Raw genomic sequence first — 26,737 nt, 5'->3', positions numbered from 1 at the left:
CTCCGTTCGCTTAGAGGTATTCGCGCACGCTGATACCACGAGGCAGCGCTTCTGCATCGATGTGGACGCGGTAATCGGCGAAGCTGCGCGCCGGGCCGTCATCCTCCAGCGTTGCGCGTTCGACCTTGACGGTGTCGAACAGCACATGCGCCGGCGCGTCGCCCATGGCGCTTGCGTGCTCGAACACGATCAGCTTGCGCGCCGCCATCTCGCCGCGTGCGGCAGAGCGGTCGTGCTCGAACATGTTGATGAGGGCACGCCACAGCAGCTGCAGATCGTCATCGGAAAAACCAGTGCGCTCGGCCAGCTTGGCGGAGACGAAGCCGTGCGCGCGGTACAGGCCGTAGGGCAGGATGTGCTTGCGGCCCATGGTCCGGTTGTCGCCGCTTTGCGCCTCGGCTTCCTTTTCGGTGGTGACTGCCATGCGGGTGATGGAGATTTCCAGCGGCAACACTGGCTCGACCGAAGTGGCGAAGCCCAACTGCACTGGACCGCGCACCTGACCGGCATTGATCCCGGTCGTCATCACCGCGCCGAAGGTACGCACGTCAAAGAAATTGGTGCACATCCAGGCGGTGATCTCCCGCGCCTTGGCTTCGTCCTTGGGCAGTTTCTTGTAGCCATCCTTGGTGTCGGGCGGAATGTCCAATGCCTTCCAGGCTTTTTCGTGCTGCAGATTGAGAATGGCCTTCTCCTGCATGTAGATCGCGTGCCCGGGGCCACCTTCCTTATCCAGGGCCACGAAGTTGCGGATCTTGCGCTTGAGGGCGACATCGGTTACCAACCCGCGGTTGGTTTCCGGGTCGAGGCGCGGCAGGTTGCCGGCGTCGGGGTCGCCATTGGGGTTGCCATTGGTGACGTCGAACAGATAGACAAATTCATAGCGGTGGGCGATGGCCGTCATCAAATGGCTCCTTCGGTTTCGGTGTTTTCGGCTGCGCCGCCGGTCGCGTCGCGCTTGGTGAAATGGGCCTGGGACTGGTGGTAGTAGCCGATGGCGAAGCGGCCCTGATCCTCGATTTTCAAGCTGCGCGGGAAGCGATCCGGCAGGCCTTCGACGATCTCGCGGATTTCCTTTTCCAGCACCACTGCCTGGCCGGGCCGCTCCTTGCGCAGCTTGCCCAGGTGGTTCTGTGTATTCCGAAGCAGCACAGGAAAAATGGCGGCTGGTGTCGCCGAGGCTGCGCCGTAGTAGCGGTCGCGGATGGTGGCGTTCACCTGTCCGCCCAGCGCGCTGCGCTGCACGTACTCCAGCACCGCGAATAGCCGCCCGAGCAAGTAGCCGGGCTGGGTCGATTGCTTGTCTAGACTCACGGGGATCTCCTCGTCGGAAGTGCGGATGCCCAGGCGGCGCTCGCGCACCAGGACACCCTTGCAGATCGCGGCACGCATGCCGGAAAGATTGCCGTCGCTGCGGATGCGCATCATGGTGCTGGCGAGCAGGCTGCGCGGGTACAGGCCACCGCTGAGGATGGCGCGCATGGTTTCGCCGATCAGGTTGTCGAAAGCGTCGTCGGCCTTCGGCATTGCCCCTTCGCGGTTGGGCACGGTTGCGAGCAGTAGGCGGTACACGGTGGGCTCGATGCGCCAGGGCAGCGGTTCGATGTGCAGATCCTGCGCATGCTGGGCCAGCCGCTTGGCGAACACTTCCAGGGTGTCCACCTGCCAGTAGCGGACCGACAGCCGCGAGGCATTCGGCGCCAGACCTAGCACGTACATACGGGTGCCGGGGGCGAGGCTGGGATCGAGCTCCGCCAGCGGTCTGCCCTCGCTCAGGCCGTCGAGCACCACGCGCAGGCGTTCGGCCTCGCTGGCGTCCTCCGGCGGAGCGAACAGGCTGGCGAGGAAGCTCTCCGCGGCCTGAGCATCGGCCCCGTTGTCGACGGCCTCGGCCCAGAACACGACCGTCGTGTCGCCCACCTGCAGGCGCTGGCGGTTGTCCACGCTGCGCCGCAGTAGGTGGTTGAGCGCTGAGGTGTAGGCGAAGGCCGCCTGCTCGGACACCGGCGCGTTGTCTCCCTGGCTCTTGCCATAGGAGGTGAAGGCGTCGAGGTTGAAGGAAACCAGAGAGGCCCCCGAACTCTGGGCGCCGTTCACGCCCTTGATTGCAGGATGCAGGCGGGCAATGGGCGCAGATTCGCCGTGCACCAGGCAGACTCCCTCGGCGGCTGCCGCCGGCCCGGCACCTTTCTCCCCACCGCCCAACAAACGGGCGCGCAGGGTCTGCGCGGCCTCGCGCTCATGAAGATGACGATGTTCGTCATCGAGGCGGAATACCAGGTTGGCGTCCAGCATCTCGTCGGAAAACAGCGGTGCCTGGAACTGCTCGGGTGACCAGCGCTGCAGGAAGGCCAGCAAGGCCTTCAGGCCCTCGTCCGGCGCGCCCGCTAGCGCACTTTCATGCAGCACCTTGAAGGCTTCGTGCTCCTTGTCGGCACGCTTGCTGGTGGCACTGACGCCGAGCACATAGCTGGTCTTGTCCCACAGGAAGTTGGACTTGATGCCGACCGTGCGCTTCTCGGGCTGGGGCACCTCCAGCACCCGAGGCTGCGGCTTCTTCCCGGTGGTGTCACGGATGTCGTTTACCGCTAGCACTCCGCCATCGGGTGAAAGTACGATCTCGTAGCTGATTTTCTCTGGGCTGTAGCCGTAGGGCGCGACCCCATCTGCCCGCTGCTCGATCAGCCGCTGGTAGTAGCGCGCAAGGGCCTGCAGGATCATGCCTTCACCTCCCCAGCCTGCCACGGCGGCACTTCGATCACGCCACCGTGCATATGGGCGCGGAAGAAGCGCGGGGTCATTCCGTCGGAAAAATCGATGTCGTGCAGCATCCAGCCCAGATCCTTGTCGGCTTCCACGCCATCGTCCGGCAAGGGCGCGGGCGCATCGTCCTCCAGTAGTGCGAAGCTGGCGGGAAACTCGCGCACGCCCAGACAGGGGGCATGAAAGCACTGCCCCTTGCGCGCGCGGCGGTTGAAGATGTCCAAATGCTTGCCAACGGAGTCGTCAGGTCCGGCACGGCTGGTGAGCTCGAAATGGGCCTCGATCAGGTAGCGTACGTCGCGTAGCACGGTGGCAGCGCGTTGCTGGCGGTCCTCATCCACGAAGGTGGCGAGGCCGGCGGTGCTGCCTGCCTTCATCGCTTTCGCCGCGCTGGCTGGCGATAGTTTGCCGCCGACCTCGTTGCGCCGGATCGACTCGAAGCGGATCGGTTTCAGCACGTGGATGCGGTCGATGTGCCAGCGGATCGCCGGCTTCCAGTGGATCGCTTCCAGGATGCCGCGCGCGGCGGAAGGCGTGATGACGTCATAGCTCACGCGCTCGACTTTCATCTCCGGTCGCGTGAAGCAGGCGCGTTCGCCCCAGACCAGAATCCTTGCCCCAAAAGCCATTCCACCTCCTTTATGGCTCAAGCCGCCCCTCACGATGAGGGGCGGACTTCTTCCCACGTACTCACATTGAACGACCTAGGTTTCAATCCACATCCGCACCAGTCTTTCAATCACTCCGATCAACGCGATGCCGATGACCAACCAAGGCAGTAAAGGTTTTCGGTGCCGTCGAAAGCTCAGCTCAAACTTGATGTGCAAATCCGGCCCCGGTGCCTTTGGCTGCTCCACGATGTAACCCCTTTGATCGTGAGTTCAGCCTAGTCGGCGTTCCTAGGAAGTTCAATGTACGTCAATCAATGTGCCAGTTCCTGTAACTACCACATCAAGGATTCGCTGCTTAAGAAGGCCGGATCGTCCCAGCTCAACCCGAAACATTCGTCGTACAGATCCATCACTGTCAGTTCCATGAACTGCTCGCCCCAGCGCTCGGGCGCCACCGGCTGGATCGCACCCGACTTGCGCAGTGCCTCGAAGCCCTGGCGGGGCAACTGGACCAGATAAGACTGCAGGCGGCGGGCGAGGCCACTGCTCTTGTCCGCGAAGCGCAATGCCTGCAGCGCCTCACGCGCGACCTTGTCGAAGGGCACGATCACCGGCATCTGCACCGACTCGATCATGCGAAAACGTGCCGCCAGCGTTTCCATCGGCAGGCTGTCGGGGCGGCTGCGCTGCAGCAACCCCAGCAGGTCGGTGCAGTCCAGCGCTGCGCTGCCCTTCTGCCAATACAGCTCGCGGAAGTAAGCCTGGATCGCAGCCGGCGACAACGGGTCGTTGGTATGGCTGCGTAGTACGGTCGAGGCGGCCTGGGCGAACTGCTTGAGTTCCGGCGGCGGCGCCCAGTCGGGGTTTGCGGTGGAGAACACCAGCACCTCGCTGGCCGCGACAGCGCGCCGCCCCTCCCGGTTGCAGCGGCCGGCGGCTTGGGCGATGGAGTCCAGCCCGGCCTGCGCGCGCAGCACTAGGGGAAAGTCTACATCGACCCCGGCCTCGATCAGGCTTGTGGATACGAGCCGGCACGACCGCCCCTGCCGCAGGTCTTCTCGTACGCCGGCCAGCACCTCGCTGCGATGGCGAGCGCACATCAGCGTCGTCAGATGGCGCGCGCCCACCAGATCCGACATGGTCTGGAACACCGCACGTGCGTGGCGACGGTTGTTCACGATGCACAGCACCTGCTCGTGCGCGCGCATGCGGTCGGTCAGAGCCTCGTCGTCCAGTTCGCCCACATGTTTCACCCGGACGCGCTTCAGCTTGCGGAACAGTGCGGGTGGCTCGGGCGCCAATTCACGGACCCGCTCCAGCCCGCCGACGAACTCGGGCGCCTGCAGCGCAGGCTGGGTGGCGGTGCATAGCACCACACTGCTGCGGTAGTTGCGCGCCAACTCGTCGATGGCGGCGACCGCCGGACGCAGCAGCTTCAGTGGGAGGGTTTGGGCCTCGTCCAGAATCACCACGCTACCGGCAATATTGTGCAGCTTGCGACACTGCGACGGCCGAGCGGCGAACAGGCTCTCAAAGAACTGCACCGCGGTGGTGACGACGATGGGCGCATCCCAGTTTTCCATCGACAGGCTCAGCTTCTCCTGTGCCTGGTAGCGCTCGGCATCGTCACGGGAAAGCTGAGGAGCGATGAAAGCGCTGTGGTGCTCCAGCACCGAGGTTTCGCCGAGTTCACCCAGCGCACGCCGGAATACCGCGGCGTTCTGCTCGACGATGCTGGTGAAGGGAATAACGAAGATCACCCGCCGTAGGTTGTGGCGGATTGCGTGGTCGAGCGCGAATGCGAGCGAGGCCAGCGTCTTGCCGCCGCCGGTGGGCACGGTCAGCGAGAACAGGCCGGGGGTGTGCTGCGCTCCATTCCGGACATGCGCCAGGATGTCCGCGCGGATGCGGTTGACGTCGGAATCAGCGCTGAAGCGGGCGAGGGAGGCGTCGAGGCTTTCGCGCAGCGCCTCCAGCGACGGTTGTTCCACGGCGCGTAGCCGGCTGCGATCGCCCCGCTGATCCGGCGGTGCGATGCGGTCGTAGAAGGCTTCGGTATCCAGGTAGTCGGCATCGACCAGGCAGGAAAACAGCATCCGAATGAGGAATGCGGCTTGGAACATCGCCCCGCCCGCCGCGCCGCCCGTGAAGGGTAGCTCGCCTAAGGCTTCCGGCAAGCGGATCTCATCTTGCCACTGTGGTAGCAAGGGCGGCAGACCCGTGCCGCGCAGGCGCTCGCGCAGCGCGGTGCGCTCGCCGCTCTCGAGCCCATTGGCGAGCCCCGCATGGTGGCCGGCGATCGCATAAGCGATCAGATAGCCGAGCGGGCCGTAGCGCTCGATCGCGACCATCGCTCCGCGCGTCGCGTGGTCCACACGGATCGCGTCGCCGGCAAGGCGGCGCTGGAAGTCTGCGGTGTACTTGCCAAGGTCATGGAGCAGCCCGGAGGTTTCCGCTAAAGTGTGGGCCCCGAAAATGGCGGCACGCTCCTTCGCCATACGTCCAACATTTTCAAGATGACTGCGCAGCGGCTGCCAGTCTGACCTGCCCGAATTGGTGGTTGAGTGCGCGAACATCAGCGGCAGGTCTCTCGAGATTTCATCCATTCCGGCTCTGGTCACCGGCGTCCATCTGTGTCTTCACATTTCCAAAGCATAATGCCATGACTTTGGCGTATGTGGAAAAGTGATGATGGGAATTGTGAGGGCCTTCTGTGTTCGATGAGGGAACGCCGTCAAGGGGTTTCTTGATTAGCAATGATGATCAGCCAAGCTGGCCGGCCACGGTCGCCGGGCCTATACTGTATGTACGTACAGTATATCTGGTGAGAGGTGGAGCCATGGCAATGAACCGAATCCAGTTTCAACCCGGCCTGTCGATGCCCGAGTTTCTCAAGCGCTACGGGACCGAAGCGCAGTGCGCGGCGGCGTTGGAGCAGGCGCGCTGGCCGCAGGGGTTTCGGTGCCCGAGTTGCGATGGGGCCGCCTACAGCCGGGTGCGCGGGCGAACCCACGCGCTGTTCCAGTGCCAGGCCTGTCGGCATCAGACCTCGCTGATCGCGGGCACCGTGATGCAGGGCACGAAATTGGCCCTGACCGTGTGGTTCCTCGCGATCTACCTCATCAGCCAAGCCAAGACCGGTCTGTCGGCGCTCGCCCTCAAGCGGCACCTGGGGGTGAGCTACCCGACCGCCTGGCTGATCCACCACAAGCTGATGCAGGCGATGGCCGAACGCGAGCAGCGCTATGTCCTCGAAGGCCAGGTCCAGATCGATGATGCCTACCTCGGCGGTGAGCGCAGCGGAGGCAAGGTCGGTCGCGGCTCGGAAAACAAGGTCCCTTTCGTCGCCGCCGTCTCCCTCAGTGATGACGGCCACCCCTTGCGCGCCAAACTCACGCCCGTACCGGGCTTCAGCCTCCAGGCGATCGGGCAGTGGGCGACGACGCATCTGGCCCCCGGCAGCACTGTGTTCTCCGATGGGCTGGCGTGTTTCGGTGCGGTCACGGCGGCTGGATGCACGCATCAGCCGACCGTCGTCGCTGGACGCAAACCGAAGGACTTGCCCGAATTCCAGTGGATCAACACCGTGCTGGGCAACCTCAAGACCAGTCTGAACGGGAGCTACCATGCATTCGACTTCCGAAAGTATGCGGCGCGTTACCTCGCCGCTTTCGCCTACCGCTTCAACCGCCGATTCGATCTCCGGGCACTGCATACGCGCCTGCTCGTCGCCGCAGCCAACTGCGGGCCGCTCCCGCAGCGCGCGATTCGGACCGCTGAGGTTCATTGCTAATCAGGAGGGGTTTTGCGCTCTCTCTATGAAACCCCGGGGGCTGGATTCATTTGATGGAAATCAAGCGCAGATCAGCGAACTGCGCCGATAGTCCACCGCCAGACGTTTCCCGATGCGGGAGCCCGCGTCGATTTCTTCAACCCGATGCCGGGGTGGCCGCGCGCGCTGCCGTGCCTCCGCCCGGCTGCACATGAGAGCCCGTGATGAGCGCTATCGAACCCGTGATCCAGGAACTCCTGGACAATACCGAATTCCTCACCATCGTCACCCAGGGGCCGGACGGTCCGCACCTGGTCGGCAACTGGGGCGACTACCTGCGCCGCCTCGGCGTGGAGGGGCGCCGCCTGGTTCTTCCAGCCGGTTATTACCACCAGACCGAGCAGAACCTGCAGCGCGACAACCGTGTTCAGGTCTTCGTCGCCGCGCGCGCCGTGCGGGGCAGCCATGGCCCCGGGCAAGGCGCGGTCCTGCGCGGCACCGGCGCGATCGTCACCGAGGGCGCGCTGGCCGAACGTGCCAAGGCGGCTTTCCCGTGGGCGCGAGGGGCGCTGGTGATCGAGGTGGAAGCGGCAGCCACCCAGCTGTGACCGTCGCGGGCGGCTGGTCTTGAAAAGCAAAATTCGAGGGAGCCGCTTTCATCGCCTTTTTCGTCCGACCCTCACCCGCCCTGGCTGCGCACCCAGCGCACGATCTCTCCCGCGCCCATCGCCCCGGCCTGGCGCGCGACTTCGCGCCCGCCCCGGAACAGGGCCAGGGTCGGAATGCTGCGGATGGCGAAGCGGGCGGCGAGGGTCTGCTCCGCGTCGGTGTCGACCTTGACCAGGCGGAGCCGGGGTTCGAGCTGGCCGGCGGCCTGGGCGAAGGCGGGGGCCATCGTGCGGCAGGGGCCGCACCAGGGCGCCCAGAAGTCGACCAGGAGGGGAATGTCGCTGCGCGTGAGGTGGCGCTCGAAGCGGGTGCTGTCGAGCTCGACCGGGTGGGCGGTGAACAGCGGGCGCTTGCACTGGCCGCAGGTGGGGGCGTCGGCGAGGCGGGCGGCGGGGATGCGGTTGACGGCATCGCAGTGCGGGCAGACCAGATGCAGGGAATCGGACATGGTGCGCTTCCGGGAAAATCAGGTGTTGCTCATATAGGGGCGGATCCCACCGCTTCAAGCACGTCCGCTGCCGGAACGGAAGGCGCCGCCGCATGCCGGCGGGCCGTCGACCGGGGTGCTGGCGCGGGTACAATCGGGCGCTTCTCCTCCGTGGAAGAAGTCCTCCCGTGACTCCGAAACGTCGCCTCTACCGGGGCCGCGACCCTGCCCGCGCGCACAGCATCGCCGAGCTGCGGGCGATGGCGGCGCGCCGCTTGCCGAACTTCTGCTTTGAATACCTCGAAGGCGGCGCCGACGACGAGCTCACCCTCGCACACAACCGCCGCGCCTTCGACGAACTGCTGCTGCTGCCGCGCACCCTGGTCAATGTGTCGCGCTGCGAGCTGGCGGTGTCGCTGTTCGGCGAGCCCATCGCGATGCCGGCGGTGATCGCGCCCACCGGCTTCAATGGCCTGCTCACCCACGAAGGCGACCGCCTCCTCGCCGAGGCGGCGCGCGCGGCGGGGATCCCGTTCTGCCAGAGCATGGTGTCGACGCTGGCGCTGGAGGAAATTGCCGCCACCGGGGTGCGCCACTGGATGCAGATCTACCCATTCAAGGACCGCGCCAATCTTGACGCGGTGCTCCGGCGCGCCGAGCGTGCCGGGGTGGAGGCGATCGTGCTGACCACCGACGCTGCGGTGTTCGGCAACCGCGAGTGGGACCGCCGCAACTACCGCGCGCCGATGAAGCTGTCCGCGCGCAACCTGATCGACGTCGCCCTCCATCCGCGCTGGGTGGCCGACGTGCTGGTGCCGCACGGCGTGCCGCGCTTTCGCAACCTGGGCGATGCGCTGCCGCCGGGCCAGGACAGCGCACGCAACGCCGCCACCTTCCTCGCTGCGCAGATGGACCCTTCGCTCACCTGGGACGAGGTGCGCCGGCTGCGCCGGCAGTGGCCGCGCAAGCTGCTGGTGAAGGGAGTGCTGCTGGCCGAGGATGCGCTGCGCGCCCAGGCGGCGGGCGCTGACGGCGTGATCGTCAGCAACCACGGCGGCCGCCAGCTCGACACTGCGCCGGTGCCGATCGCGCAGCTGGCGGCGGTGCGTGCGGCGGTGGGGGCGGAAATGACGGTGATCGTCGACAGCGGCCTGCGCCGCGGCAGCGACTTCGTCAAGGCGCGGGCGCTGGGGGCGGACGCGGCGATGTCGGGGCGGGCCACGCTGTACGGCCTGGCGGCCGCCGGCGGGCCCGGGGCGGGGCGTGCGCTGGAGATCCTGCGTGCCGAAATGGCGCGCACCCTGGGGCTGATCGGCTGCCCGCAGATGGCGGCGGTCGATGCCCGCTTCGTCGGTGCGGCGGAGCGGGAGCCCTGGCTCGCCCGGGAGCACGGGAAATTTGTCACGACATGAAGAAGCTGCGTGCGTGCGGCTCCGGCATATCCTGTAGACTGGTTCCAGTCCACGACCGGAAAGAGGCCTGAATGCCGCTGAGACGATGGCACATCATTGCGATTGTCAGTGTTCCGGTCCTGCTTTCGCTGGTGCTGGTGCTGGTCGTTTTGCGCGGCCTGCTCGATGACTGGGCCTATGCGCGCTGGAGCGAGGACCACGGCAGCCTGGTCGCGGCGCTGGCTGCGGGCGTGGACCGGGACATCGGTTTCGCGGTCGACCAGCTGCGCCTCGCCGCCAGCGCGCCGGAGTTCGGCCATCTGGCCGAACGCGCCCGCATCGATCCGGCGATCAACGGCCTGCCCGAGGCGCTCGACGAGGGCAAGCGGCGCATTCTCGAACAGTTGCGGGCCCAGGGCGTGTTTTCGGTGCTGTTCGTCCTCACTCCCGAAGGGGAGCATTACCTCGCCCACCCTTTTTCCGTGCAGCGCGGGCTGAAGCAGCACAGCCTGGCCGACCGGCCGTATTTCCAGCAGGCCCGCAACACCGGCGAACTGGTGATCTCGGAGAGTTTCGTCGGCGCCGACGGCGTCCCGGCGGTGGCGTTCGATCTTCCCGTACGCGATGCACGGGGGACGATCATCCTGCACCTGGGCGGAGTGATGCATCTGGAGCGCTTGTCCCGGCTCCTCGCCCGGGACCGGATCGCTCCGTTCGGAATGGCGGTGCTGGTCGATCGGCGGGGAACGCCGATCGCCCATAGCGATCCGGCGCGCCTGGCGCAGGGGCGGCTGCCGGCGCTCGCCGCCCATCCCCGCTTCAATGTCGCGGCGGGGCGGGATGCGACCGATCTCTTCCTGCCGTTCGGTGGCGGAGTGGCGCATGCGGCGGATCTGGAACGGCATACGCCGGTCCGCTTCATGCGCCTGGTCGATGGCGAACAGACGGCCTGGGGGGCGTTCGACGCCGAACTGGCGAGCGGCTGGCGGCTGTTCCTGTTCCAGCACGATCAGCAGGTCTATGACCAGATCGCGGCGCACGTATGGAGCACGGCCGGGCTGTTCGCCGCGGTGGTGGTGCTGACCGGCCTGCTCGGGCTGGCCATGGCGCTGCGTTTCGGCCGGGGCTGGCAGCAGGCCGAACAGGCGCTCAGCGAAGCCAACCTGCTGCTCGAGCAGCGCGTCCGCCAGCGGGCGGTGGCGCTGCGCGACTCGGAAGCCCGCTACCGGACCCTGTTCGAGTCGACCGGCGAAGCCATCCTCGTCATCGACAGCGGCATCATCGTCGATTGCAACCCGGCGGCGGTCCGCATGTTCGGCGCGCCTGACCGGGACGCGCTCGTGGGCGTGCATCCGGCGCGCCTGTCGCCCGAGCTGCAGGCCAGCGGCGAGAGTTCTCTGACCACGGCGGACCGGTACATTGCGCAAGCTTTCGAAGGCGGCAAGCCGTCGTTCGAGTGGATCCACCGGAGGGTCGATGACGGCCGCCTGTTCATCGCCGACATCCGCCTCAGCCGCACCGAACTCGACGGCCGCCTCCTGGTGCAGGCGAGGCTGCAGGACGTCACCGAACGCAAGCAGGCCGAAGCCCGCCTCGAACTGGCGGCGAGCGTGTTCAGCCATGCGCGCGAGGGCATCACCATCACCGATGCGGAAGGCGGCATCCTCGACGTCAATGACGCCTTCACCCGGATCACCGGCTACGAGCGTGACGAAGTCCTCGGCAAAAACCCGCGCCTTCTCCAGTCCGGGCTGCACGACCAGGCGTTCTATGCCGCGATGTGGCACGACCTGAACGAGAAAAGGTTCTGGGAAGGCGAGGTCTGGAACCGGCGCAAATCGGGGGAGGTGTTTCCCGAATTGCTGACCATTTCCGCTGTCAGCGGGGCCGATGGCGCGGTCCGGCACTACGTTGCGGTGTTTTCCGACATCTCGCGGCAGAAGGAGAGCGAGGCCCGGCTGGAGCACCTGGCGTATTTCGACGAACTGACCGGCCTTCCCAACCGCAGTCTGCTCGCGGACCGCCTCGATCAGGCGATGGCGCATGCGCGGCGGGCGAGCGCGCGGGTGGTGCTCGCCTATATCGATCTGGACGGCTTCAAGGCGATCAACGACGCTTACGGGCACGAGACCGGCGACCGCGTGCTGAGCGAGATCGCCACCCGGCTGAAGGCCTGCGTGCGCGAACAGGACACGGTCGCCCGCCTCGGCGGCGACGAGTTCGCCGCGGTGCTGACCGAACAGCTTCCGGGCGAGAGCGGCCACGCCGTGCTCCAGCGCCTGCTCGGCGCCATTGCCGAGCCGGTCGAGATCGACCACCGGATGCTGAGGGTGTCGGGCAGCATCGGCACCACGTCCTACCCCCAGCGCGAGGAAGTCGATCCCGACCAGCTCCTGCGCCAGGCCGATCAGGCCATGTACCAGGCCAAGCTCGCCGGCAAGAACCGCTACCATGCTTTCGATGTGGATGCGGACGACCGCCAGCGTATCCGCCACGGGCATCTCGACCGCATCCGCGAGGGACTGCAGCGCGGTGAGTTCGTGCTCCATTACCAGCCCAAGGTCAACATGCGCAGCGGCGTGGTGCTCGGCGCCGAAGCCCTGATCCGCTGGCAGCACCCCGAACACGGCCTGCTGCCGCCGGCCGCGTTCCTGCCGCACCTCGTCCAGCATCCGCTCGAAGTCGAGCTCGGGCGCTGGGTGATCGATGCCGCGCTGACCCAGATCGAGCGCTGGCAGGCCGAGGGCCGGCTGCTCGCGGTCAGCGTCAATGTCGCCGGCCATCACCTGCAGCAGGCGGATTTCATCGACGAACTGACGGCGTTGCTGGAGGCCCATCCCCGGGTGCCGGCCCAGGCGCTGGAGCTCGAAGTGCTCGAGAGCTCGGCGCTCGAGGACATCGAGCACGTCTCCCGGGTCATCGACGAATGCGCCCGGCTCGGCGTGCGCTTCGCGATCGACGATTTCGGCACCGGCTATTCCTCGCTGACCTACCTCAAGCAGCTCTCCGCCGGGACGCTGAAAATCGACCAGAGCTTCGTCCGCGACATGCTCGACGACCCGGACGATCTCGCCATCCTGGAGGGGGTGATGGGGCTGGCCGGCGCATTCCACCGCGAGGCCGTGGCCGAGGGCGTGGAAACCGAAGCGCACGGGCGGATGCTGCTGCAGCTGGGGTGCGAGCTGGCGCAGGGCTATGCCATCGCCCGCCCGATGCCGGCCGGCGAGGTCCTGCCCTGGGTGTCGCGCTGGCGCCCGGCGCCGACCTGGGTGCGGACGCCGCGCCTGCCGCCGGAGGCGCTGCCCGGGCTGTATGCGTGCGTCGAACATCGCGCCTGGGTGGCGCGCATCGAGGCTTATCTGGCCGGCGCCCGCGACACGCCGCCGGTCCTGGCTGCGCACCAGTGCCGTTTCGGCAAATGGCTGGATGCGCAGTCCGGTAGCGGCGAGCGGCCGTCGGCGCTCGATGAGATCGGTGCGCTGCACGGCGCGATCCACGCCCTCGGCGATACCCTCGTGGGATTGCATGCGGACGGCCGCGCCGGCGAGGCGCGTGCCGGGCTGGAGCAACTGCACCACCTGCGCGACCGCCTGCTCGCGGCGGTCGAGGCGCTGCCTGCCCGGACGGCCTGACCCGCGCGTGACACGTCCCTGCAACATGCAGGGCTCACCATCCCCGGGCTTCTTTTTGTGCGGGGATGGTCTCGATGGCATCGGTTCGCGTTGATCGCGGTTTCGTCGCTTGCGCCCTGGGCTGGGCAGGCAAGGGCGGATGGCGGCTGCCGCTGGCGTTGACGCTGGGCATCGCGCTGGCGATCGTCGCGGTGGCGGGGTGGTCGGTCGGCGAGCAGCGGCAGGCGCGCGTCGACTCCGCGCAGGCTGCGGCGGCCCTCCCCGCGCGGGAAATCGCGCTGGCCATGACGGGGCGCGTCGCCGGACTTCTCGGCGAAGGCGGGGCAACGGTTCCGGCCGTGCCGGCGGCGCTGTCGCGGCCGCGGGCGCTGTCGGGGCCGCCGCTGCTGGCGACGCTGAGCATGGCGTTGCTGGGGGCGGTGCTGTGGCTGGCGCTCGTCCTGCGCCGCGAGGAAGCGCGCTTGCACGTGCTCGACGAAGGGGCGCGACGCGGGCGCGAACGGTTGGTGCTGCTCGAGGACGAGAAAAAACGTGCTGTCGAGGCGGCGGCCTGCGACCCCCTCACCGGGCTGGTCAACCGCAGGATGTTCAACGAGCTGGGGCAGAAGCACCTGCGGCAGGCGCGCTGGAATGCGCGCCACTATGCGCTGCTGTATCTCGACCTCGACCGTTTCAAGGGCGTCAACGACTCGCTCGGGCACCACGTCGGGGACCTGCTGCTGCAGGCGGTCGCGGCACGGCTGAGGAAGGCGCTGCGCGCCTCGGACGTGATCGCGCGCATGGGCGGCGATGAATTCGCCATCTTGCTGACCGAGCTTTCGGATGTCGCCGATGCCGAACGGCTTGCCGCCAAGCTCGTCGATGCGATCGGCCAGCCCTGCACCGACCTCGACGGCCACGACCTGCAAGTCGGCACCAGCATCGGCATCGCCGTCTTTCCGCGCGACGGTGTCGATGTCGGCACCCTGTGCCGCAACGCCGATGCGGCGATGTACGAATCGAAGCGCGCGGGCGGTGCCCGCATCACTTTTTACGACAGCTCCCTCAACCGCGCCGGCGACTGGCTGTTCAGCCTCGAGCAGCGCCTGCCGCGGGCGATCGCCGAAGGAGAGCTGGTGCTGCACTTCCAGCCCAAGGTGCGGCTGTCGGATTTCCGCATCGTCGGCCTGGAGGCGCTGGTGCGCTGGCAACACCCCGAGCACGGGCTGATTTTCCCGAAGGACTTCGTCGCCCTTGCCGAGGAGACCGGCCAGATCGTCGAACTGGGCAAGTGGGTCGTGCGCGCCTGCATCCGGCAACAGGCCGCCTGGCGCGCCGAGGGGCTGGCGCTGGTGCCGATCGCGTTCAATGTGTCCGCCCGCCAGCTGGAGGACGATCATCTGTGCGCCTTCATCCGGGACGAACTCGAGGCGCACGCGCTCGAAGGCCGGCTGCTCGAAGCGGAAGTCACCGAAACCGGGCTGGTGGAATCGGTCGAACAGGCCGGCCGGGTGCTGGCCGCACTCGAAGGCCTCGGCCTGTCGATCGCCCTCGACGACTTCGGCAGCGGCTTCTCCAACCTCAACTACATCCGCTCGATGCCGATCGGGACGATCAAGATCGACCGCGCCTTCGTGTGCGACATCCGCAACCGCCCCAGCGACGCGGTGATCGTCGAGTCGATCGTCGCTCTGGCGCACAAGCTGGGCCTGTGCGTGGTCGCCGAAGGGGTCGAGACGCTCGAGCAGATCGTCCATCTGAAGACCGCACGGTGCGACGTCGTGCAGGGCTACTACCTCAGCCGCCCGGTGCCGGCCGCGGCGGCGTGCGAGCTGGTCCGCGGCGCCTATGTGAAGCAGGGCTGAGCGCGCCCGGGGCGAGGGGGCGTCAGGGGATGGCGCTCGGGGTGCCGCAGTTTCCCAGCCGGCGGCCGATTTCCTCGGCGCAGGCCTTGACCCGGGTCGCCGTGTCGCCGTCCCACTCGGGGTCGAAGCTGCCTGCCGGCCCCATCGCGGTGATCGCCAGGGCGAGGCCGCCGGTTGCATTGAACACCGGAGCGCAGAAGGCGTTGATGCCGGGAATCGGATTGCCCAGCGCGCGTGCCAGGCGCTGGCGGCGGACTTCGCCGAGCACTTCGTCGGCGTGGCGCTGGGACAGGCGCAGGGCGGGCTGGTCGGCGGCGGCAAAGCGGGCGAGTTCGTCCTGCACCAGCGGACGGATGATGCGCTCGGGCAGGAAGGCGGCGAACACGCGCCCGGTGGCCGACAGCAGCAGCGGCGTCATCACCGTGCCGGGGCGCATGTTGACGTGGATCTGCTTGCGGCACTCCTCGATGTGCACGATGGTCGGGCCGAGGTTGCCCCACACCGCGATCGCCACGTTGAGCTCGATGTCGTCGGCGAGCTTCGCCACTTCGGGCATCGCCGCCTTCAGCGGGTCGAGCGCGTGCAGCGCGGTGAGGCCGATCTGGAGCGCGAACGGACCCAGCGCGTAGCGCCCGCTATGGGCGTCCTGCTCGATCAGGCCGAGCTTGCCGAAGCTCACCAGGTAAGGGTGGGCCTTCGCCGGCGGCATCCCGGCTTCGCGGGCGAGATCCTTCAGCATCATCGGCCGGGGGTTGCGTACCAGCGCCTGGAGCAGTGCGCCGCCCACTTCGATCGACTGGATGCCGCGACGGTCGGCGCGTTCGATCGCGGGCGCGTCCGTCCCCGGCGCCTCCGCCATGTCGTCTGTCGGTGATCCGGTCCGCTTGCTTTCCGCCATCGTCTTCTCCCAATCGCGCGGATATTAACGTGAAGCCGTCCGCACTGTGCGGTGCTCCAGGGCAATGATGGCGCGTTCGAGAGAATTTAACAATATCGAACGTATTGACCATAAGCGAACTCGTGCTTATGATCTGCCCATCGCCCGACCCACAACGGAGAGACCAACATGAACACCAAGCAATTCGCCTCCCAGGCCGACCTCGAGGAAAAGCAGATCAGCTGGGAAAAACTCTCGGACAACGCCTACGCCTATACCGCCGAGGGCGATCCCAACACCGGCGTCATCATCGGCGACGACGGCGTGATGATCATCGACGCCACCGCCACCCCGGTGGCGGCGCAGGGCGTGATCGCCAAGGTGCGCGAGCTCACCGACCTGCCGATCAAGTACGTCGTCCTCACCCACTACCATGCGGTACGCGTGCTCGGCGCCTCGGGCTACAAGGACGAAGGCCTCGAGCAGATCATCGCCAGCCAGGACACCCGGGACCTGATCGTCGAGCGCGGCCAGCAGGACATGGACTCCGAGATCGGCCGCTTTCCGCGCCTGTTCCAGGCGGTCGAGAGCGTGCCCGGGCTGACCTGGCCGACGATGACCTTTACCGGCGAGATGACGCTGTGGCTGGGCAAGCTGGAAGTGAAGATCAAGCAGCTCGGGCGCGGCCACACCAAGGGCGACACCATCGTCTATCTGCCCGCCCAGGACATCTGCTTCTCGGGCGACCTGGTCGAGGCCGACGCCGCCTGCTACACCGGCGACGCCTACCTTGCCGACTGGCCGCAGACGCTGGACCGCCTGGCGGCGATGAACTTCGCCAAGCTCGTCCCCGGCCGCGGCCCGGCGCTGATGACGCCGGACAAGGTCCGGGCCGGGCTGGCCTACACCCGCGATTTCGTGACCACGCTGTACCGCAGCGCACAGGAAGCGGTGGCGCAGGGCATGGACCTGAAGGCGACGATGGCCCACACGCGCAAGAACATGGACCCGAAGTTCGGCCAGGTCTTCATCTACGAGCACTGCCTGCCGTTCGACGTCACCCGCGCCCATGACGAGGCCGGCGGCATCCGCGACCCGCGCATCTGGACTGCCGAGCGCGATCAGCAGATGTGGCACGCACTGCAGCAGTAAGGCCGCACGACCGGCACCGATCGAAAAACAGGAGGAGACCCTCGTGCTGAGCACGTTCAAATACCCGAAATTCGAATACGTCCGTCCCCCCGAGATCGCCGAGGAGCGCGACGGCCATTACCCGATCGTGATCGTCGGCGCCGGCCCGGTGGGCCTGGCCGCGGCGATCGACCTCGCCCAGCAGGGCCAGCGCGTGCTGCTGCTCGACAACGACGACACGGTGTCGATCGGCTCGCGCGGAGTGTGCTACGCCAAGCGCGCGCTCGAAGTGCTCGACCGCCTCGGCTGCGGCGAGGAGATGGTGGCCAAGGGGGTGTCGTGGAACGTCGGCCGCACCTTCTTCCGTGAAGAGGAAGTATTCAGTTTCGACCTCTGCCCGCAGCCCGACCACCACCGCCCGGGGATGATCAACCTGCAGCAGTATTACCTTGAAGACTACCTGGTGAAACGTGCGCGCCAGCTGCCCAACCTGGAGATCCGCTTCAAGAACAATGTCATCGGCGTGACCCCGGCCGCGGAGCAGGCCACGCTGCGCGTCGAGACCCCCGACGGCGCCTACACGCTGTCCACCGACTGGCTGGTGGTAGCCGACGGTGCGCGCAGCCCGATCCGCCATATGCTGGGGCTGGACATCGAAGGCAAGGTCTTCTACGACCGCTTCCTGATCGCCGACGTCGTCATGAAGGCGGAATACCCGACGGAGCGCTGGTTCTGGTTCGACCCGCCCTTCCACCCCAACCAGTCGGTGCTCCTCCACCGCCAGGCCGACAACGTCTGGCGGATCGACTTCCAGCTCGGCTGGCAGGCCGACCCGGAAGAGGAGAAGAAGCCCGAGAACGTGATTCCGCGGATCAAGGCGATGCTCGGAGGCAACGGAAATGAGGACCGCGAGTTCGAGCTCGAATGGGTCAGCGTGTACACTTTCCAGTGCCGGCGCATGAACCGCTTCAACCACGGCCGCGTGCTCTTCGTCGGCGACGCCGCGCACCAGGTCTCGCCCTTCGGCGCGCGTGGCGCCAACTCCGGCATCCAGGACACCGACAACCTGATGTGGAAGCTCAAGCTGGTGATCGACGGCAAGGCGCCGGCCTCCCTGCTCGACAGCTACAGCGAGGAGCGCGTCTTCGCCGCCGACGAGAACATCATGAACTCGACCCGCTCGACCGACTTCATCACCCCCAAGAGCACGGTCAGCAAGACCTTCCGCAACGCCGTGCTGGGTCTTGCCGAGCACTATCCGTTCGCCCGCGCGCTGGTCAATTCGGGCCGCCTGTCGGTGCCCAGCTTCCTCACCGAGTCGTGCCTGAACACCCCTGACGGCGAGCCCTTCGCCGGCAACATGGTGCCCGGTGCACCGCTGGACGACGCTCCCGTCGACGGCGGCGAGGCCGGCCAGCCGTGGCTTCTCCTGGCGCTCGGCAACCGCTTCCAGCTGCTGTACTACGTGACCGACGCCGCGGCGCTCGACCCGGCGACGATCGATGCGCTGCACGGCCTCAACCAAGGCGCGATCCCGATCGAGCCGATCGTGGTCGCGGCGCGCGGCGCGGCGCCGGGCGGGCTGCGCACCCTGATCGACGCCAAGGACCGCGTCCGCGAGCGCTACGACCTGGAGCCGGGCACCGCCTACCTGGTCCGCCCCGACCAGCACGTCGCCGCGCGCTGGCGCACGTTCGACCCCGCGAAGGTGCGCGCCGCCCTCGCCCGTGCCACCTGCAACGCGTAAAGGAGACTGCGATGGCCCTGAATACCCAGCCCAATCTGTTCGAACCCGGCAAGCGCTATTTCCGTGCGTTCTCCCCCGGCGACGATTTCTACGAGGCGCTGATCGAGACCCACCGCGACCTCGGCGACGAGCAGAGCGCGATCGTCAATGCGCGCCTGATCCTGTTGCTGGCCAATCACATCGGTGATATTTCGGTGCTGCGCGAGGCGATGCAGATCGCCCGCGAAGGCGTCTGAAGCGCCCCTGACTCCACCACGCGGCCTGCCGCAGCAAGGAGATGTTCCAGTGAAACTCGCCACCCTCAAGCACGGCGGCCGCGACGGCACCCTGGTCGTCGTCAGCCGCGACCTCACCCGCTGCCGTGCGGTGCCGGCGATCGCGCGCACGCTGCAGGCCACGCTCGACGACTGGACGGTGTGCGAGCCGCAGCTGCGCCAGGTGTACGAGGCGGTCAACAGCGGCGCGGTCGACGCGCAGCCCTTCGACCAGGCCGCCTGCGCCTCGCCCCTGCCGCGCGCCTATCAGTGGGCCGACGGCTCGGCCTACCTCAACCACGTCGAACTGGTGCGCCGCGCGCGCAACGCCGAAGTGCCGGCGAGCTTCTACACCGACCCGCTGATGTACCAGGGCGGCTCGGACAGCTTCATCGGCCCGCGCGACGCGGTGGTGGCCGACGAGGCCTGGGGGATCGACTTCGAGGCCGAAGTCACCGTGGTCACCGGCGACGTGGCGCTGGGGGCGAGCCCGGAAGAGGCGGCGCAGGCGATCCGGCTGGTGATGCTGGTGAACGACGTATCGCTGCGCAACCTGATCCCGAATGAGCTCGCGAAGGGCTTCGGCTTCTTCCAGAGCAAGCCCGCTTCGGCCTTCAGTCCGGTGGCGGTGACGCCCGACGAGCTCGGCGCGGCGTGGAAGGACGCCAAGGTGCACCTGCCGCTGGTGGTGCATCTGAACGACAAGCTGTTCGGCAAGCCGAACGCCGGTGTGGACATGAGCTTCGACTTCGGTCGGCTGGTCGCCCACGTGGCGAAGACGCGCGCGCTCGAGGCCGGCTCGATCATCGGCTCGGGGACGGTGTCGAACAAGCAGGGCGACCTGTGGGGCTCGTCGATCGAGCACGGCGGTGTCGGCTACTGCTGCCTGGCGGAGCTGCGCACCTACGAGACGATCGAGCAGGGCGAGCCGGCGACCCCGTTCATGCGCGACGGCGATACCGTGCGCATCGAAATGTTCGATGCGGCGGGGGAGTGCATTTTTGGTACGATCGAAAACCGTGTCGCCGCGCTGAAGGCCTGAGCGCAGCGCGCGGCCCGGCTCCATACGCCTGCCGGCAGCCCGAAAAGGCTGCCGGCAGGCGTTCGCGTTCGTTCCCGGCGTCCGTCCGCCGGTCTTGTCACTTCGAGGAAGTCCCAGATGAACAAGCACACCCTGAGCTCTTTCCTGGCCGCCACGGCGATGCTGTTCGGCTCCGCTGCGGCCCAGGCCGAGGAAACCATCACCCTGAAGGTCGGCCATTTCTGGCCGGCGACGGCGATGAGCCAGAAGAAGGTGCTCGAGCCGTGGTGCGACAAGATCGCCGCCGAGTCGGGCAACCGCCTGAAGTGCCAGATCTTTCCCGGCACCCAGCTCGGCGGCACGCCGGGCCAGCTCTACCAGCAGGTCGCCGACGGAGTGGCCGACATCGTATGGACGTTGCCCGGCTATACCGGGGGGCGCTTCCCGTCGATGGAAGTGTTCGACCTGCCCTTCCTGATCCGCGATGCCGAGGGCGCGAGCCGGGCGGCGTGGGAGTATGCGCAGCGCTTCGGCGCGAAGGAGTTCGCTGCGGTCAAGCCGCTGGCCTTCCATGTGCACGACGCCGGCCAGATCCACAACAACACGCGCCCGATCGAGAAGCCGGCGGACTTCCGCGGGCTGAAGATGCGCGCGCCGACCCGCCTCACCAACCGCATGCTTGCCGAACTGGGGGCGACGCCGGTGGCGATGCCCGCGCCGCAGACGCCGGAAGCGGTGTCCAAGGGCGTGGTCGACGGCTACGTGCTGCCGTGGGAGGTGATCCCGACCCTGAAGCTGCACGAGCTGACCAAGTACCACTCCGAAATGGATCCCGCCCTGCCGGCGCTGTACACCACGTCGTTCATCGTCGCGATGAACAAGGCCAGGTACGCAAGCCTGCCCGACGACCTGAAAAAGGTGATCGACGCCAACTCCGGGGCGGACTTCTCCGCCTCGATCGGCAAGGCCTGGGACGACTCGGCGTCCGCCGCACGCCAGCAGGCGGTCGAGCACGGCAACCGCTTCAACACCATCCCCGCCGACACCGCGGCCGAATGGCTGGCCCTCGGCGAGCGCCTCGCCGACGACTGGGCGAAGGAAATGAGCGCCAAGGGCCTGCCCGGCGAGGAAATGCTCGGTACCGCGCGCAGCCTGGTGAAGAAGTACAGCAAGTAGGCATGGCGCCTTCCTGTCCGGGGCGGATGGGGGTGATCCGATGAATGCCGGGCGCGGTACGCCGATCCGGGACGTGGCCGAGCTGGGTCGGGAGTTGACGGCCTGGTCGGCAGTCTATGAGCAGATGACGCCGGGGCTGTTCGAGGGCCGGGTCCGCGAAGTCTGGATCGGCCCCGGCCTCGAAGTCCTGTGGGAAAAAGGCTCGCAGTCGGTGTTCACCAGCGGTGCCAATGCGCCGGGCATGGTGTCGATCGGTGTTCCCGTGCCGCCGGGCCGGGCCGGTCTCTACTGCGGCATGCCGCTGGCCGGTGACGCCGTGACCTGCCTGCCGGGAGGGCGGGAATTCGAGATGTTCTGCCGCGGCGGCATGGACATCGTCTCCGCGAGCATCGCCGAGTCCTTGCTCCTGGAGGCCGCGGGGCAGGGCGGCGAGGCTTTGCGCGCGGGCGTTGCCGCTGCCTGCTCGCGCGTGCTGGTGCGCCCGTCCGCGGCCGGACGGCTGCGCCACGGCCTGCTCGAAATCCTCCGCGCACTCGAACGCAAGCCGGAGCTGCTCGATTTCCACGCCAGCCGCCAGGCGATGCGCGACGACGTGCTGTCGCTCGCTCTCGACCTGCTCGCGCCGGGCTCGGTGCGCGATCGATGGGCGCTCCAGCCCAGCGCCCGGGGCCGGCTGGTGCGCGGGGTGCGCGAATACGTCCTCGACCATCCGGGCGCGCCTCCTTCGGTGGCCGAGCTCTGTCACCGTTTCGGCGTGTCGCGGCGCGCCCTGCAGTATGCGTTCGAGGACCTCGCCGGCCTCGGAGTCGCACAGTTCCTGCGCTGCGTCCGCCTCAACGGCGCCCGCCGCGACTTGATCGCCGGCCCCGCCGAGCCAGCGGCTGCGATCGGCGACATCGCCGCGCACTGGGGGTTCTGGCACCTGCCGAGATTTTCCGGGTACTACCGCGGCCTGTTCGGCGAGCTGCCTTCCGCGACCCGCCGCCGGGCTGCGACGGGCGCCGGGCGCTGAGCCGAAGGTCGCGCGGGCGCCTCCGAGGCCGCCCGTCTGTCTCTCGATCTGCGCCTCGATTCGCGTCCCTCGATCCGGTGTCGCTGGCGTGCATTTTGGCCCCGCCCGCGCAGGTCCGCGCCCCCTCCCGGCCGGTGGCGGTGGGTGTGCGGCGCAGCATGAATTCCTGCCGAAAGTGGATAACGGGCGGGCGCGGGTGCGTCCTAGACTGTCTCGCGGGCGCCCCTCGGGCCCCCGCATCGCTTGGAAACGAACCGCCGCGCCCGATCGTGGCGGTCAATGAGGAGACAGCCAGCATGAACAGTTCACCACCGCGCAGGCGGGGGGCGGCCGACCCCGTCGCACCTGCCGCCACCGCGACCACGCCGGAGCTCGGCGCCGGGACGCCCGATCCTTCCCGCCGCCGCTTCTTCAAGACGGCGGCGGCCACTGCCGCCGCCACCGCGCTGCCGCTTGCCGCACATGCGGCGGCGAGTGCACCACGGAGTGCGCCAGGAGATGCCCACTACGACGTCGCCGTCATCGGCGGCGGCTTTGCCGGCGTCACCGCGGCGCGTGAGCTGGCGCAGCGGGGAGCGAAGGTGGTATTGCTCGAGGCGCGCAACCGCCTCGGCGGGCGGACCTTCTATTCGAATTTCGGCGACAAGAAGGTCGAGCTCGGGGGGACCTGGATCCACTACTCCCAGCCTCATGTGTGGGCCGAGGTGATGCGCTACGGCATGAAGATCGCCGAGTCGCCGGGCGTCGCCCACCCCGAGCGGGTGCTGTGGATGTCGGCAGGCAAGGTGCTGGAGATCCCGGTGATGGAGAACTGGGCCTTGCTCGAGGATGCGCTCAAGCGCTTCCACGCCGATACCGGCAAGGTCTTCGCGCGCCCCTTCGTCCCCGGCTTGCCGGCCGCGGGGCGCGCCCTCGACCACCTGTCGATCGCCGACCGCATGGCGCAGATCGAGATGAGCCCGGCCCAGCGCGACCTGATGAACGCGATGATGGCGACCAACTGCCACGGCCGCATCGACACCGCCGCCTATACCGAGATGCTGCGCTGGTGGTCGCTGGTCGATGGCGACGCGGCCCGGCTGCTGTACAGCTGCGCGCGCTACAAGCTCAAGGACGGCACTGCGGCGCTGATCGAACGCATGGCCGAGGATGGCGGCTTCGAGACCCGGCTGGCGACGGCAGTCGCCGAAGTCAGGCAGTCGGCCACCGGCGTGACGCTGGTTACCGAAGAGGAGCAACGTATCGACGCGCGCTACGCCGTCGTCAGCGTGCCGGTCAACACCGCGGGGATGATCGAGTTCTCCCCGCCGCTGCATTCCGCCAAGCAGGCGATGGCGAAAGAGCACCATGCCGGCAAGGGCCACAAGCTGTACCTGAAGGTCAAGGGGCGGTTGGAGACGCTGCTCTTCTTCGCGCCCGAGACCGAGCTGTTCACGATGGTGTTCACCGAGCAGCCCGGCGCGGACGGCGGCGTGCTGGTGGCTTTCGGCCCGCCCGCCGGCGGCAAGGTGGATCTGAACGACCCGAAAGTGGTGGAGCCGTTCATCCGCAAGTTCCTGCCCCACCTCACGGTGGAGCAGGTGCTGGGCTACGACTGGGCGCTCGACCCCTATTCCCAGGGGACCTGGTGCACCTACCGGCCGAAACAGTTCGGTGCCTACCTGGACGATCTGCGTGCACGCGAGGGCCGGCTGTTCTTCGCCGGTGCCGACATCGCCACCGGCTGGCGCGGCTTCATCGACGGCGCGATCGAGTCCGGCCTGCAGGTCGGGCAGGCGGTGGCCGTCGAGCTGCGCCGCGAGGGCGGGGGCAGGAGCGCGTGATGGCGATGACGACGAAGATCCGCCGCCGCGCGGCGGTGGCGCTCCTTTGCGCGCTGGCGGCCGCCGCGCAGGCGGCAGGCGGGGAAACGACAGGCGAGGGGGCCGCGTTTGTGCAGTGTGCGCCCTGCCATGCGGCGAGTGCGGGCGGGGCGCACGGAGTCGGGCCCAACCTCTACGGCGTGTTCGGCGGCGATATCGCTGCTGCCCCCGGCTTCGTTTTTTCGTGCGCGCTGAAAAAACGCCCGGGCCGGTGGACCGAAGCCGAGCTGCACCAGTGGCTGGAGGCTCCGCAGACCTACGCGCCGGGCACCAAGATGGCCTATGCCGGGTTGAAGGATCCCGCGGCGCGCCAGGCGGTGATCGATTACCTCAAGACCCGGCGCTGAGGCGCCCGGGCAAAGCCGATTTTTCCCGATCGATGGCCGTTCCCGGCCAGGAGGACACCCATGAAATTCCCCACCCTATCCGCCTTGCTTGCCGCCTGCATGCTGTCGAGTGCGGCGATTGCCGACGATGCCGCTGATTTCGATGCTGCGCTCGCGGAGCGCTATCGCGCGGTCGAAGCGGCGATCGAGGCGCGCGACGGCGCGCGCTGGTTCCGCGAACTCTACGACGACGACATCGTGCTGGCCGGCGAAGGCAGCCCCGCGGCGGTGCGCGGGCGCGAGGCGCTGATGCCGGTGATCGCCGAGATCGTCAGGACCACGCGCAGCTGCACCTTGACTCCCGACCCGGCGCGCGGCCAGTCCGGCGCGCTGGGCTATTCGTTCGTGACCTACGACTGCGCGCCGGACGACGCCTCCGCGCCCCGTTACCAGGTGCGGGCGTTGTTCGTGTGGGCGCGCAAGGCGCCGGGCTGGCGGGTGGTGGCGGAAACCTACCTGATGGGGCGGATGTAAGGCGGCGGTCGCGCCGGCAGTGGCAGTGCCGTGCGCGACCGCTGTTGGCGGGCTGTATCGCGTCCGCTACAACTGCGCACAAATCGGCACATTTCACCAAAAGGCGGTTTACACCGCGGGTCTAGTCTAGCGGCATTCACCGGTCCGCAAGGCTGGCGAAGAGGACGAAAGGGGACGAAGAGGACGACGTTCATCGGGGCGACGTTCATCGCCGACGGGCGGGGAGGGTGCCGGCGCATGCCGGCTCTCGTCCGAACAAAATCCAAGAGAAGAGGAGACATCCATGAAGTTCTTCAAGCTGACTGCGCTCGCCTGCGCATTGCTGGCCGGGCCTGCCGCCCAGGCTGCCGATGCCGCCAGCCTGGGCAAGGAGCTCACCCCGCTCGGTGGTGAACGTGCGGCCAACAGCGACGGCAGCATTCCGGCGTGGGATGAGGGCGGTGCGCTGAAGCCGGGCTGGACCTACGGCCAGCCGCGGGTCGACTTCTTCAAGTACAAGGACGACAAGCCGCTGTTCACGATCGACGCCTCGAACGCCGACAAGTACGCCGACAAGCTCAGCGAAGGCCAGATCGCGGTGATGAAGGCGTTCAAGAACTACAAGCTGGAGGTCTATCCGAGCCGCCGCTACTGCTCGTCGCCCGATTTCGTCCAGGCCAACACCAAGGCCAACGTCGGTGCCGCGAAGATCGGCGCCGACGGCTGGAGTCTGGCTGAAGCCACCGTGCCCGGCGTCCCCTTCCCGCTGCCCAAGAGCGGCATCGAAGTGCTGTGGAACGCCAAGATGAAGTACGTCGGCGTGGGCCTCGACATGAAGGCGCTGTGGATCATGCTCTCGCCGCGCAGCAGCGGGGGCGACTGGGTCGAGGCCGGCTCCACCCAGGCCTATTACTATCCCTGGGGCAAGAAGGGTTCGCACAAGCTGAGCGAGCTGCCGCCGGTGGAGTATCACACCTACTTCAACTACACCTCGCCGACTGCGCTCGCCGGCCAGGCGCTGATCGTCAGCTCCTACCTCAACAAGACCAGCGACGTCTTCTACTACTTCCCCGGTCAGCGTCGCGTGCGCCGCATGCCGAGCTACTCCTACGATGCGCCGCAGGTCGGCTTCGAGAACCAGTACACGCTGGATGAGCCGCGCGTGTTCAACGGCACCCCCGACCGCTTCGACTGGAAGCTGGTGGGCAAGAAGGAGATGTACATCGGCTACAGCGGCTTCGGCATGTACGACCCCAACGTCGATCGGCGCAAGGTCATCACCGCCGACGGCGTCGATCCGAAGGCGACGCGCTACGAGCTGCACCGCGTCTGGGTGGTGGAAGCGACGGTGAAGGACGGCGTGCGCCACGTCGCGCCGAAGCGCCGCTTCTACTTCGACGAGGACTCGTGGTCGCTGATGGCCGCCGAGGACTACGATGCCCAGGGCAAGCTGTGGAAAATGCGCGAAAGCTTCGTGATCCCGGTCGCCGAGACCGGTTCCTGCGACAACCCGGCCTTCGTCCAGTACGACCTCAACTCCGGGCGGGTGCTGTTCGACCAGGCCGGCATGGGCGCCGGCAAGGACATGTCGTGGTCGGTCGAAGCCGACGATCCGAAGTTCAAGGACGCGTTCTACACCCCCGACAACCTGCGCGCGATCAGCGACCGCTGAGGCGCCGCCCCTTCCCTTCCTGAACCTCACCCGAGCT

The 26,737-nt window shown here is 67.6% G+C and carries 21 protein-coding genes; 15 read left to right on the top strand and 6 right to left on the bottom strand.

What is annotated here, in order from left to right:
• Positions 1–10: 10 nt before the first annotated feature.
• The 4 genes from cas7c to Tharo_RS15265 form a co-directional block, all read right to left on the bottom strand.
• Positions 11–904, bottom strand: a complete 894-nt coding sequence (cas7c, locus tag Tharo_RS15280) for a type I-C CRISPR-associated protein Cas7/Csd2 (protein ID WP_107221945.1) — start codon at positions 902–904, stop codon at positions 11–13.
• A complete protein-coding gene (gene cas8c / locus Tharo_RS15275; RefSeq protein ID WP_107221944.1) occupies positions 904–2,721 on the bottom strand; it encodes a type I-C CRISPR-associated protein Cas8c/Csd1 in 1,818 nt (605 codons plus the stop codon). The genes cas7c and cas8c overlap by 1 nt, the downstream gene beginning before the upstream one ends.
• Positions 2,718–3,392: a type I-C CRISPR-associated protein Cas5c gene (cas5c, locus tag Tharo_RS15270; RefSeq protein ID WP_107221943.1), complete on the bottom strand. Its 675-nt coding sequence runs from the start codon at positions 3,390–3,392 to the stop codon at positions 2,718–2,720. Before cas5c ends, cas8c begins: the two co-directional genes overlap by 4 nt.
• Before the next feature lie 314 nt (positions 3,393–3,706).
• Positions 3,707–5,980 (bottom strand): CRISPR-associated helicase/endonuclease Cas3, encoded by a 2,274-nt coding sequence (locus Tharo_RS15265; protein ID WP_107221942.1) that lies wholly within the window; start codon positions 5,978–5,980, stop codon positions 3,707–3,709.
• Positions 5,981–6,213: 233 nt separating this feature from the next.
• Between Tharo_RS15265 and Tharo_RS15260 the strand changes: the two genes are divergently transcribed.
• Positions 6,214–7,167 (top strand): IS1595 family transposase, encoded by a 954-nt coding sequence (locus Tharo_RS15260; protein WP_107219617.1) that lies wholly within the window; start codon positions 6,214–6,216, stop codon positions 7,165–7,167.
• A 203-nt stretch (positions 7,168–7,370) separates the two neighbouring features.
• On the top strand, positions 7,371–7,754 hold the full coding sequence (locus Tharo_RS15255; RefSeq protein ID WP_107221941.1) for a pyridoxamine 5'-phosphate oxidase family protein: 384 nt from the start codon (positions 7,371–7,373) through the stop codon (positions 7,752–7,754).
• A gap of 71 nt (positions 7,755–7,825) precedes the next feature.
• Here the strand turns inward: Tharo_RS15255 and trxC are convergent, their stop codons facing one another.
• A complete protein-coding gene (gene trxC / locus Tharo_RS15250; protein ID WP_107221940.1) occupies positions 7,826–8,263 on the bottom strand; it encodes a thioredoxin TrxC in 438 nt (145 codons plus the stop codon).
• Positions 8,264–8,430: 167 nt separating this feature from the next.
• On the opposite strand from trxC, the gene Tharo_RS15245 reads away from it, so the two are divergent.
• The 3 genes from Tharo_RS15245 to Tharo_RS15235 all read left to right on the top strand — a co-directional run bounded on the left by Tharo_RS15245 (position 8,431) and on the right by Tharo_RS15235 (position 15,109).
• Positions 8,431–9,654 (top strand): alpha-hydroxy acid oxidase, encoded by a 1,224-nt coding sequence (locus Tharo_RS15245; protein WP_211309625.1) that lies wholly within the window; start codon positions 8,431–8,433, stop codon positions 9,652–9,654.
• A 71-nt stretch (positions 9,655–9,725) separates the two neighbouring features.
• Positions 9,726–13,265 carry an EAL domain-containing protein gene (locus Tharo_RS15240; protein ID WP_107221939.1) on the top strand — a complete coding sequence of 1,180 codons (3,540 nt, stop codon included), beginning with the start codon at positions 9,726–9,728 and terminating at the stop codon, positions 13,263–13,265.
• Between the two features lie 74 nt (positions 13,266–13,339).
• Complete coding sequence (locus Tharo_RS15235) at positions 13,340–15,109, top strand: putative bifunctional diguanylate cyclase/phosphodiesterase (protein ID WP_245880923.1); 1,770 nt, start codon at positions 13,340–13,342, stop codon at positions 15,107–15,109.
• Between the two features lie 22 nt (positions 15,110–15,131).
• Here Tharo_RS15235 and Tharo_RS15230 read toward each other — a convergent pair whose 3' ends face one another.
• A complete protein-coding gene (locus Tharo_RS15230) occupies positions 15,132–15,968 on the bottom strand; it encodes an IclR family transcriptional regulator (RefSeq protein ID WP_107221938.1) in 837 nt (278 codons plus the stop codon).
• A gap of 207 nt (positions 15,969–16,175) precedes the next feature.
• On the opposite strand from Tharo_RS15230, the gene Tharo_RS15225 reads away from it, so the two are divergent.
• From Tharo_RS15225 to Tharo_RS15180, 10 genes are all read left to right on the top strand, one after another.
• A complete protein-coding gene (locus tag Tharo_RS15225) occupies positions 16,176–17,138 on the top strand; it encodes an MBL fold metallo-hydrolase (RefSeq protein WP_107221937.1) in 963 nt (320 codons plus the stop codon).
• A 43-nt stretch (positions 17,139–17,181) separates the two neighbouring features.
• Positions 17,182–18,864: an FAD-dependent oxidoreductase gene (locus Tharo_RS15220; RefSeq protein WP_107221936.1), complete on the top strand. Its 1,683-nt coding sequence runs from the start codon at positions 17,182–17,184 to the stop codon at positions 18,862–18,864.
• Positions 18,865–18,875: 11 nt separating this feature from the next.
• Positions 18,876–19,100, top strand: a complete 225-nt coding sequence (locus Tharo_RS15215) for a DUF2783 domain-containing protein (RefSeq protein WP_107221935.1) — start codon at positions 18,876–18,878, stop codon at positions 19,098–19,100.
• A gap of 49 nt (positions 19,101–19,149) precedes the next feature.
• Entirely contained in the window at positions 19,150–20,160 is a 1,011-nt protein-coding gene (locus Tharo_RS15210) for a fumarylacetoacetate hydrolase family protein (RefSeq protein WP_107221934.1), read from the top strand.
• Between the two features lie 117 nt (positions 20,161–20,277).
• Complete coding sequence (locus tag Tharo_RS15205; RefSeq protein WP_107221933.1) at positions 20,278–21,315, top strand: TRAP transporter substrate-binding protein; 1,038 nt, start codon at positions 20,278–20,280, stop codon at positions 21,313–21,315.
• A 40-nt stretch (positions 21,316–21,355) separates the two neighbouring features.
• Positions 21,356–22,327, top strand: a complete 972-nt coding sequence (locus tag Tharo_RS15200; RefSeq protein WP_107221932.1) for a helix-turn-helix domain-containing protein — start codon at positions 21,356–21,358, stop codon at positions 22,325–22,327.
• A 296-nt stretch (positions 22,328–22,623) separates the two neighbouring features.
• On the top strand, positions 22,624–24,150 hold the full coding sequence (locus Tharo_RS15195; protein WP_107221931.1) for a flavin monoamine oxidase family protein: 1,527 nt from the start codon (positions 22,624–22,626) through the stop codon (positions 24,148–24,150).
• Positions 24,150–24,536 (top strand): c-type cytochrome, encoded by a 387-nt coding sequence (locus tag Tharo_RS15190; protein WP_245880922.1) that lies wholly within the window; start codon positions 24,150–24,152, stop codon positions 24,534–24,536. Before Tharo_RS15195 ends, Tharo_RS15190 begins: the two co-directional genes overlap by 1 nt.
• Positions 24,537–24,596: 60 nt before the next feature.
• Positions 24,597–25,049: a Cif family virulence factor gene (locus Tharo_RS15185; RefSeq protein WP_245880921.1), complete on the top strand. Its 453-nt coding sequence runs from the start codon at positions 24,597–24,599 to the stop codon at positions 25,047–25,049.
• Positions 25,050–25,332: 283 nt separating this feature from the next.
• Positions 25,333–26,700 (top strand): DUF1329 domain-containing protein, encoded by a 1,368-nt coding sequence (locus Tharo_RS15180; RefSeq protein ID WP_107221930.1) that lies wholly within the window; start codon positions 25,333–25,335, stop codon positions 26,698–26,700.
• Positions 26,701–26,737 lie beyond the last annotated feature (37 nt).

Origin of the sequence: Thauera aromatica K172, assembly GCF_003030465.1 — a bacterium.
GTDB classification, from domain to species: domain Bacteria; phylum Pseudomonadota; class Gammaproteobacteria; order Burkholderiales; family Rhodocyclaceae; genus Thauera; species Thauera aromatica.
This window is presented reverse-complemented; position numbering and strand designations above follow the sequence as displayed.

What these genes read in the sequence shown, in the direction of transcription:
- cas7c (WP_107221945.1), bottom strand. Translation starts at nt 904, where the DNA reads ATGACGGCCATCGCCCACCGCTATGAATTTGTCTATCTGTTCGACGTC.
- cas8c (WP_107221944.1), bottom strand. Translation starts at nt 2,721, where the DNA reads ATGATCCTGCAGGCCCTTGCGCGCTACTACCAGCGGCTGATCGAGCAG.
- cas5c (WP_107221943.1), bottom strand. Translation starts at nt 3,392, where the DNA reads ATGGCTTTTGGGGCAAGGATTCTGGTCTGGGGCGAACGCGCCTGCTTC.
- Tharo_RS15265 (WP_107221942.1), bottom strand. Translation starts at nt 5,980, where the DNA reads ATGGATGAAATCTCGAGAGACCTGCCGCTGATGTTCGCGCACTCAACC.
- Tharo_RS15260 (WP_107219617.1), top strand. Translation starts at nt 6,214, where the DNA reads ATGGCAATGAACCGAATCCAGTTTCAACCCGGCCTGTCGATGCCCGAG.
- Tharo_RS15255 (WP_107221941.1), top strand. Translation starts at nt 7,371, where the DNA reads ATGAGCGCTATCGAACCCGTGATCCAGGAACTCCTGGACAATACCGAA.
- trxC (WP_107221940.1), bottom strand. Translation starts at nt 8,263, where the DNA reads ATGTCCGATTCCCTGCATCTGGTCTGCCCGCACTGCGATGCCGTCAAC.
- Tharo_RS15240 (WP_107221939.1), top strand. Translation starts at nt 9,726, where the DNA reads ATGCCGCTGAGACGATGGCACATCATTGCGATTGTCAGTGTTCCGGTC.
- Tharo_RS15235 (WP_245880923.1), top strand. Translation starts at nt 13,340, where the DNA reads ATGGCATCGGTTCGCGTTGATCGCGGTTTCGTCGCTTGCGCCCTGGGC.
- Tharo_RS15230 (WP_107221938.1), bottom strand. Translation starts at nt 15,968, where the DNA reads ATGGCGGAGGCGCCGGGGACGGACGCGCCCGCGATCGAACGCGCCGAC.
- Tharo_RS15225 (WP_107221937.1), top strand. Translation starts at nt 16,176, where the DNA reads ATGAACACCAAGCAATTCGCCTCCCAGGCCGACCTCGAGGAAAAGCAG.
- Tharo_RS15215 (WP_107221935.1), top strand. Translation starts at nt 18,876, where the DNA reads ATGGCCCTGAATACCCAGCCCAATCTGTTCGAACCCGGCAAGCGCTAT.
- Tharo_RS15205 (WP_107221933.1), top strand. Translation starts at nt 20,278, where the DNA reads ATGAACAAGCACACCCTGAGCTCTTTCCTGGCCGCCACGGCGATGCTG.
- Tharo_RS15200 (WP_107221932.1), top strand. Translation starts at nt 21,356, where the DNA reads ATGAATGCCGGGCGCGGTACGCCGATCCGGGACGTGGCCGAGCTGGGT.
- Tharo_RS15195 (WP_107221931.1), top strand. Translation starts at nt 22,624, where the DNA reads ATGAACAGTTCACCACCGCGCAGGCGGGGGGCGGCCGACCCCGTCGCA.
- Tharo_RS15190 (WP_245880922.1), top strand. Translation starts at nt 24,150, where the DNA reads ATGGCGATGACGACGAAGATCCGCCGCCGCGCGGCGGTGGCGCTCCTT.
- Tharo_RS15185 (WP_245880921.1), top strand. Translation starts at nt 24,597, where the DNA reads ATGAAATTCCCCACCCTATCCGCCTTGCTTGCCGCCTGCATGCTGTCG.
- Tharo_RS15180 (WP_107221930.1), top strand. Translation starts at nt 25,333, where the DNA reads ATGAAGTTCTTCAAGCTGACTGCGCTCGCCTGCGCATTGCTGGCCGGG.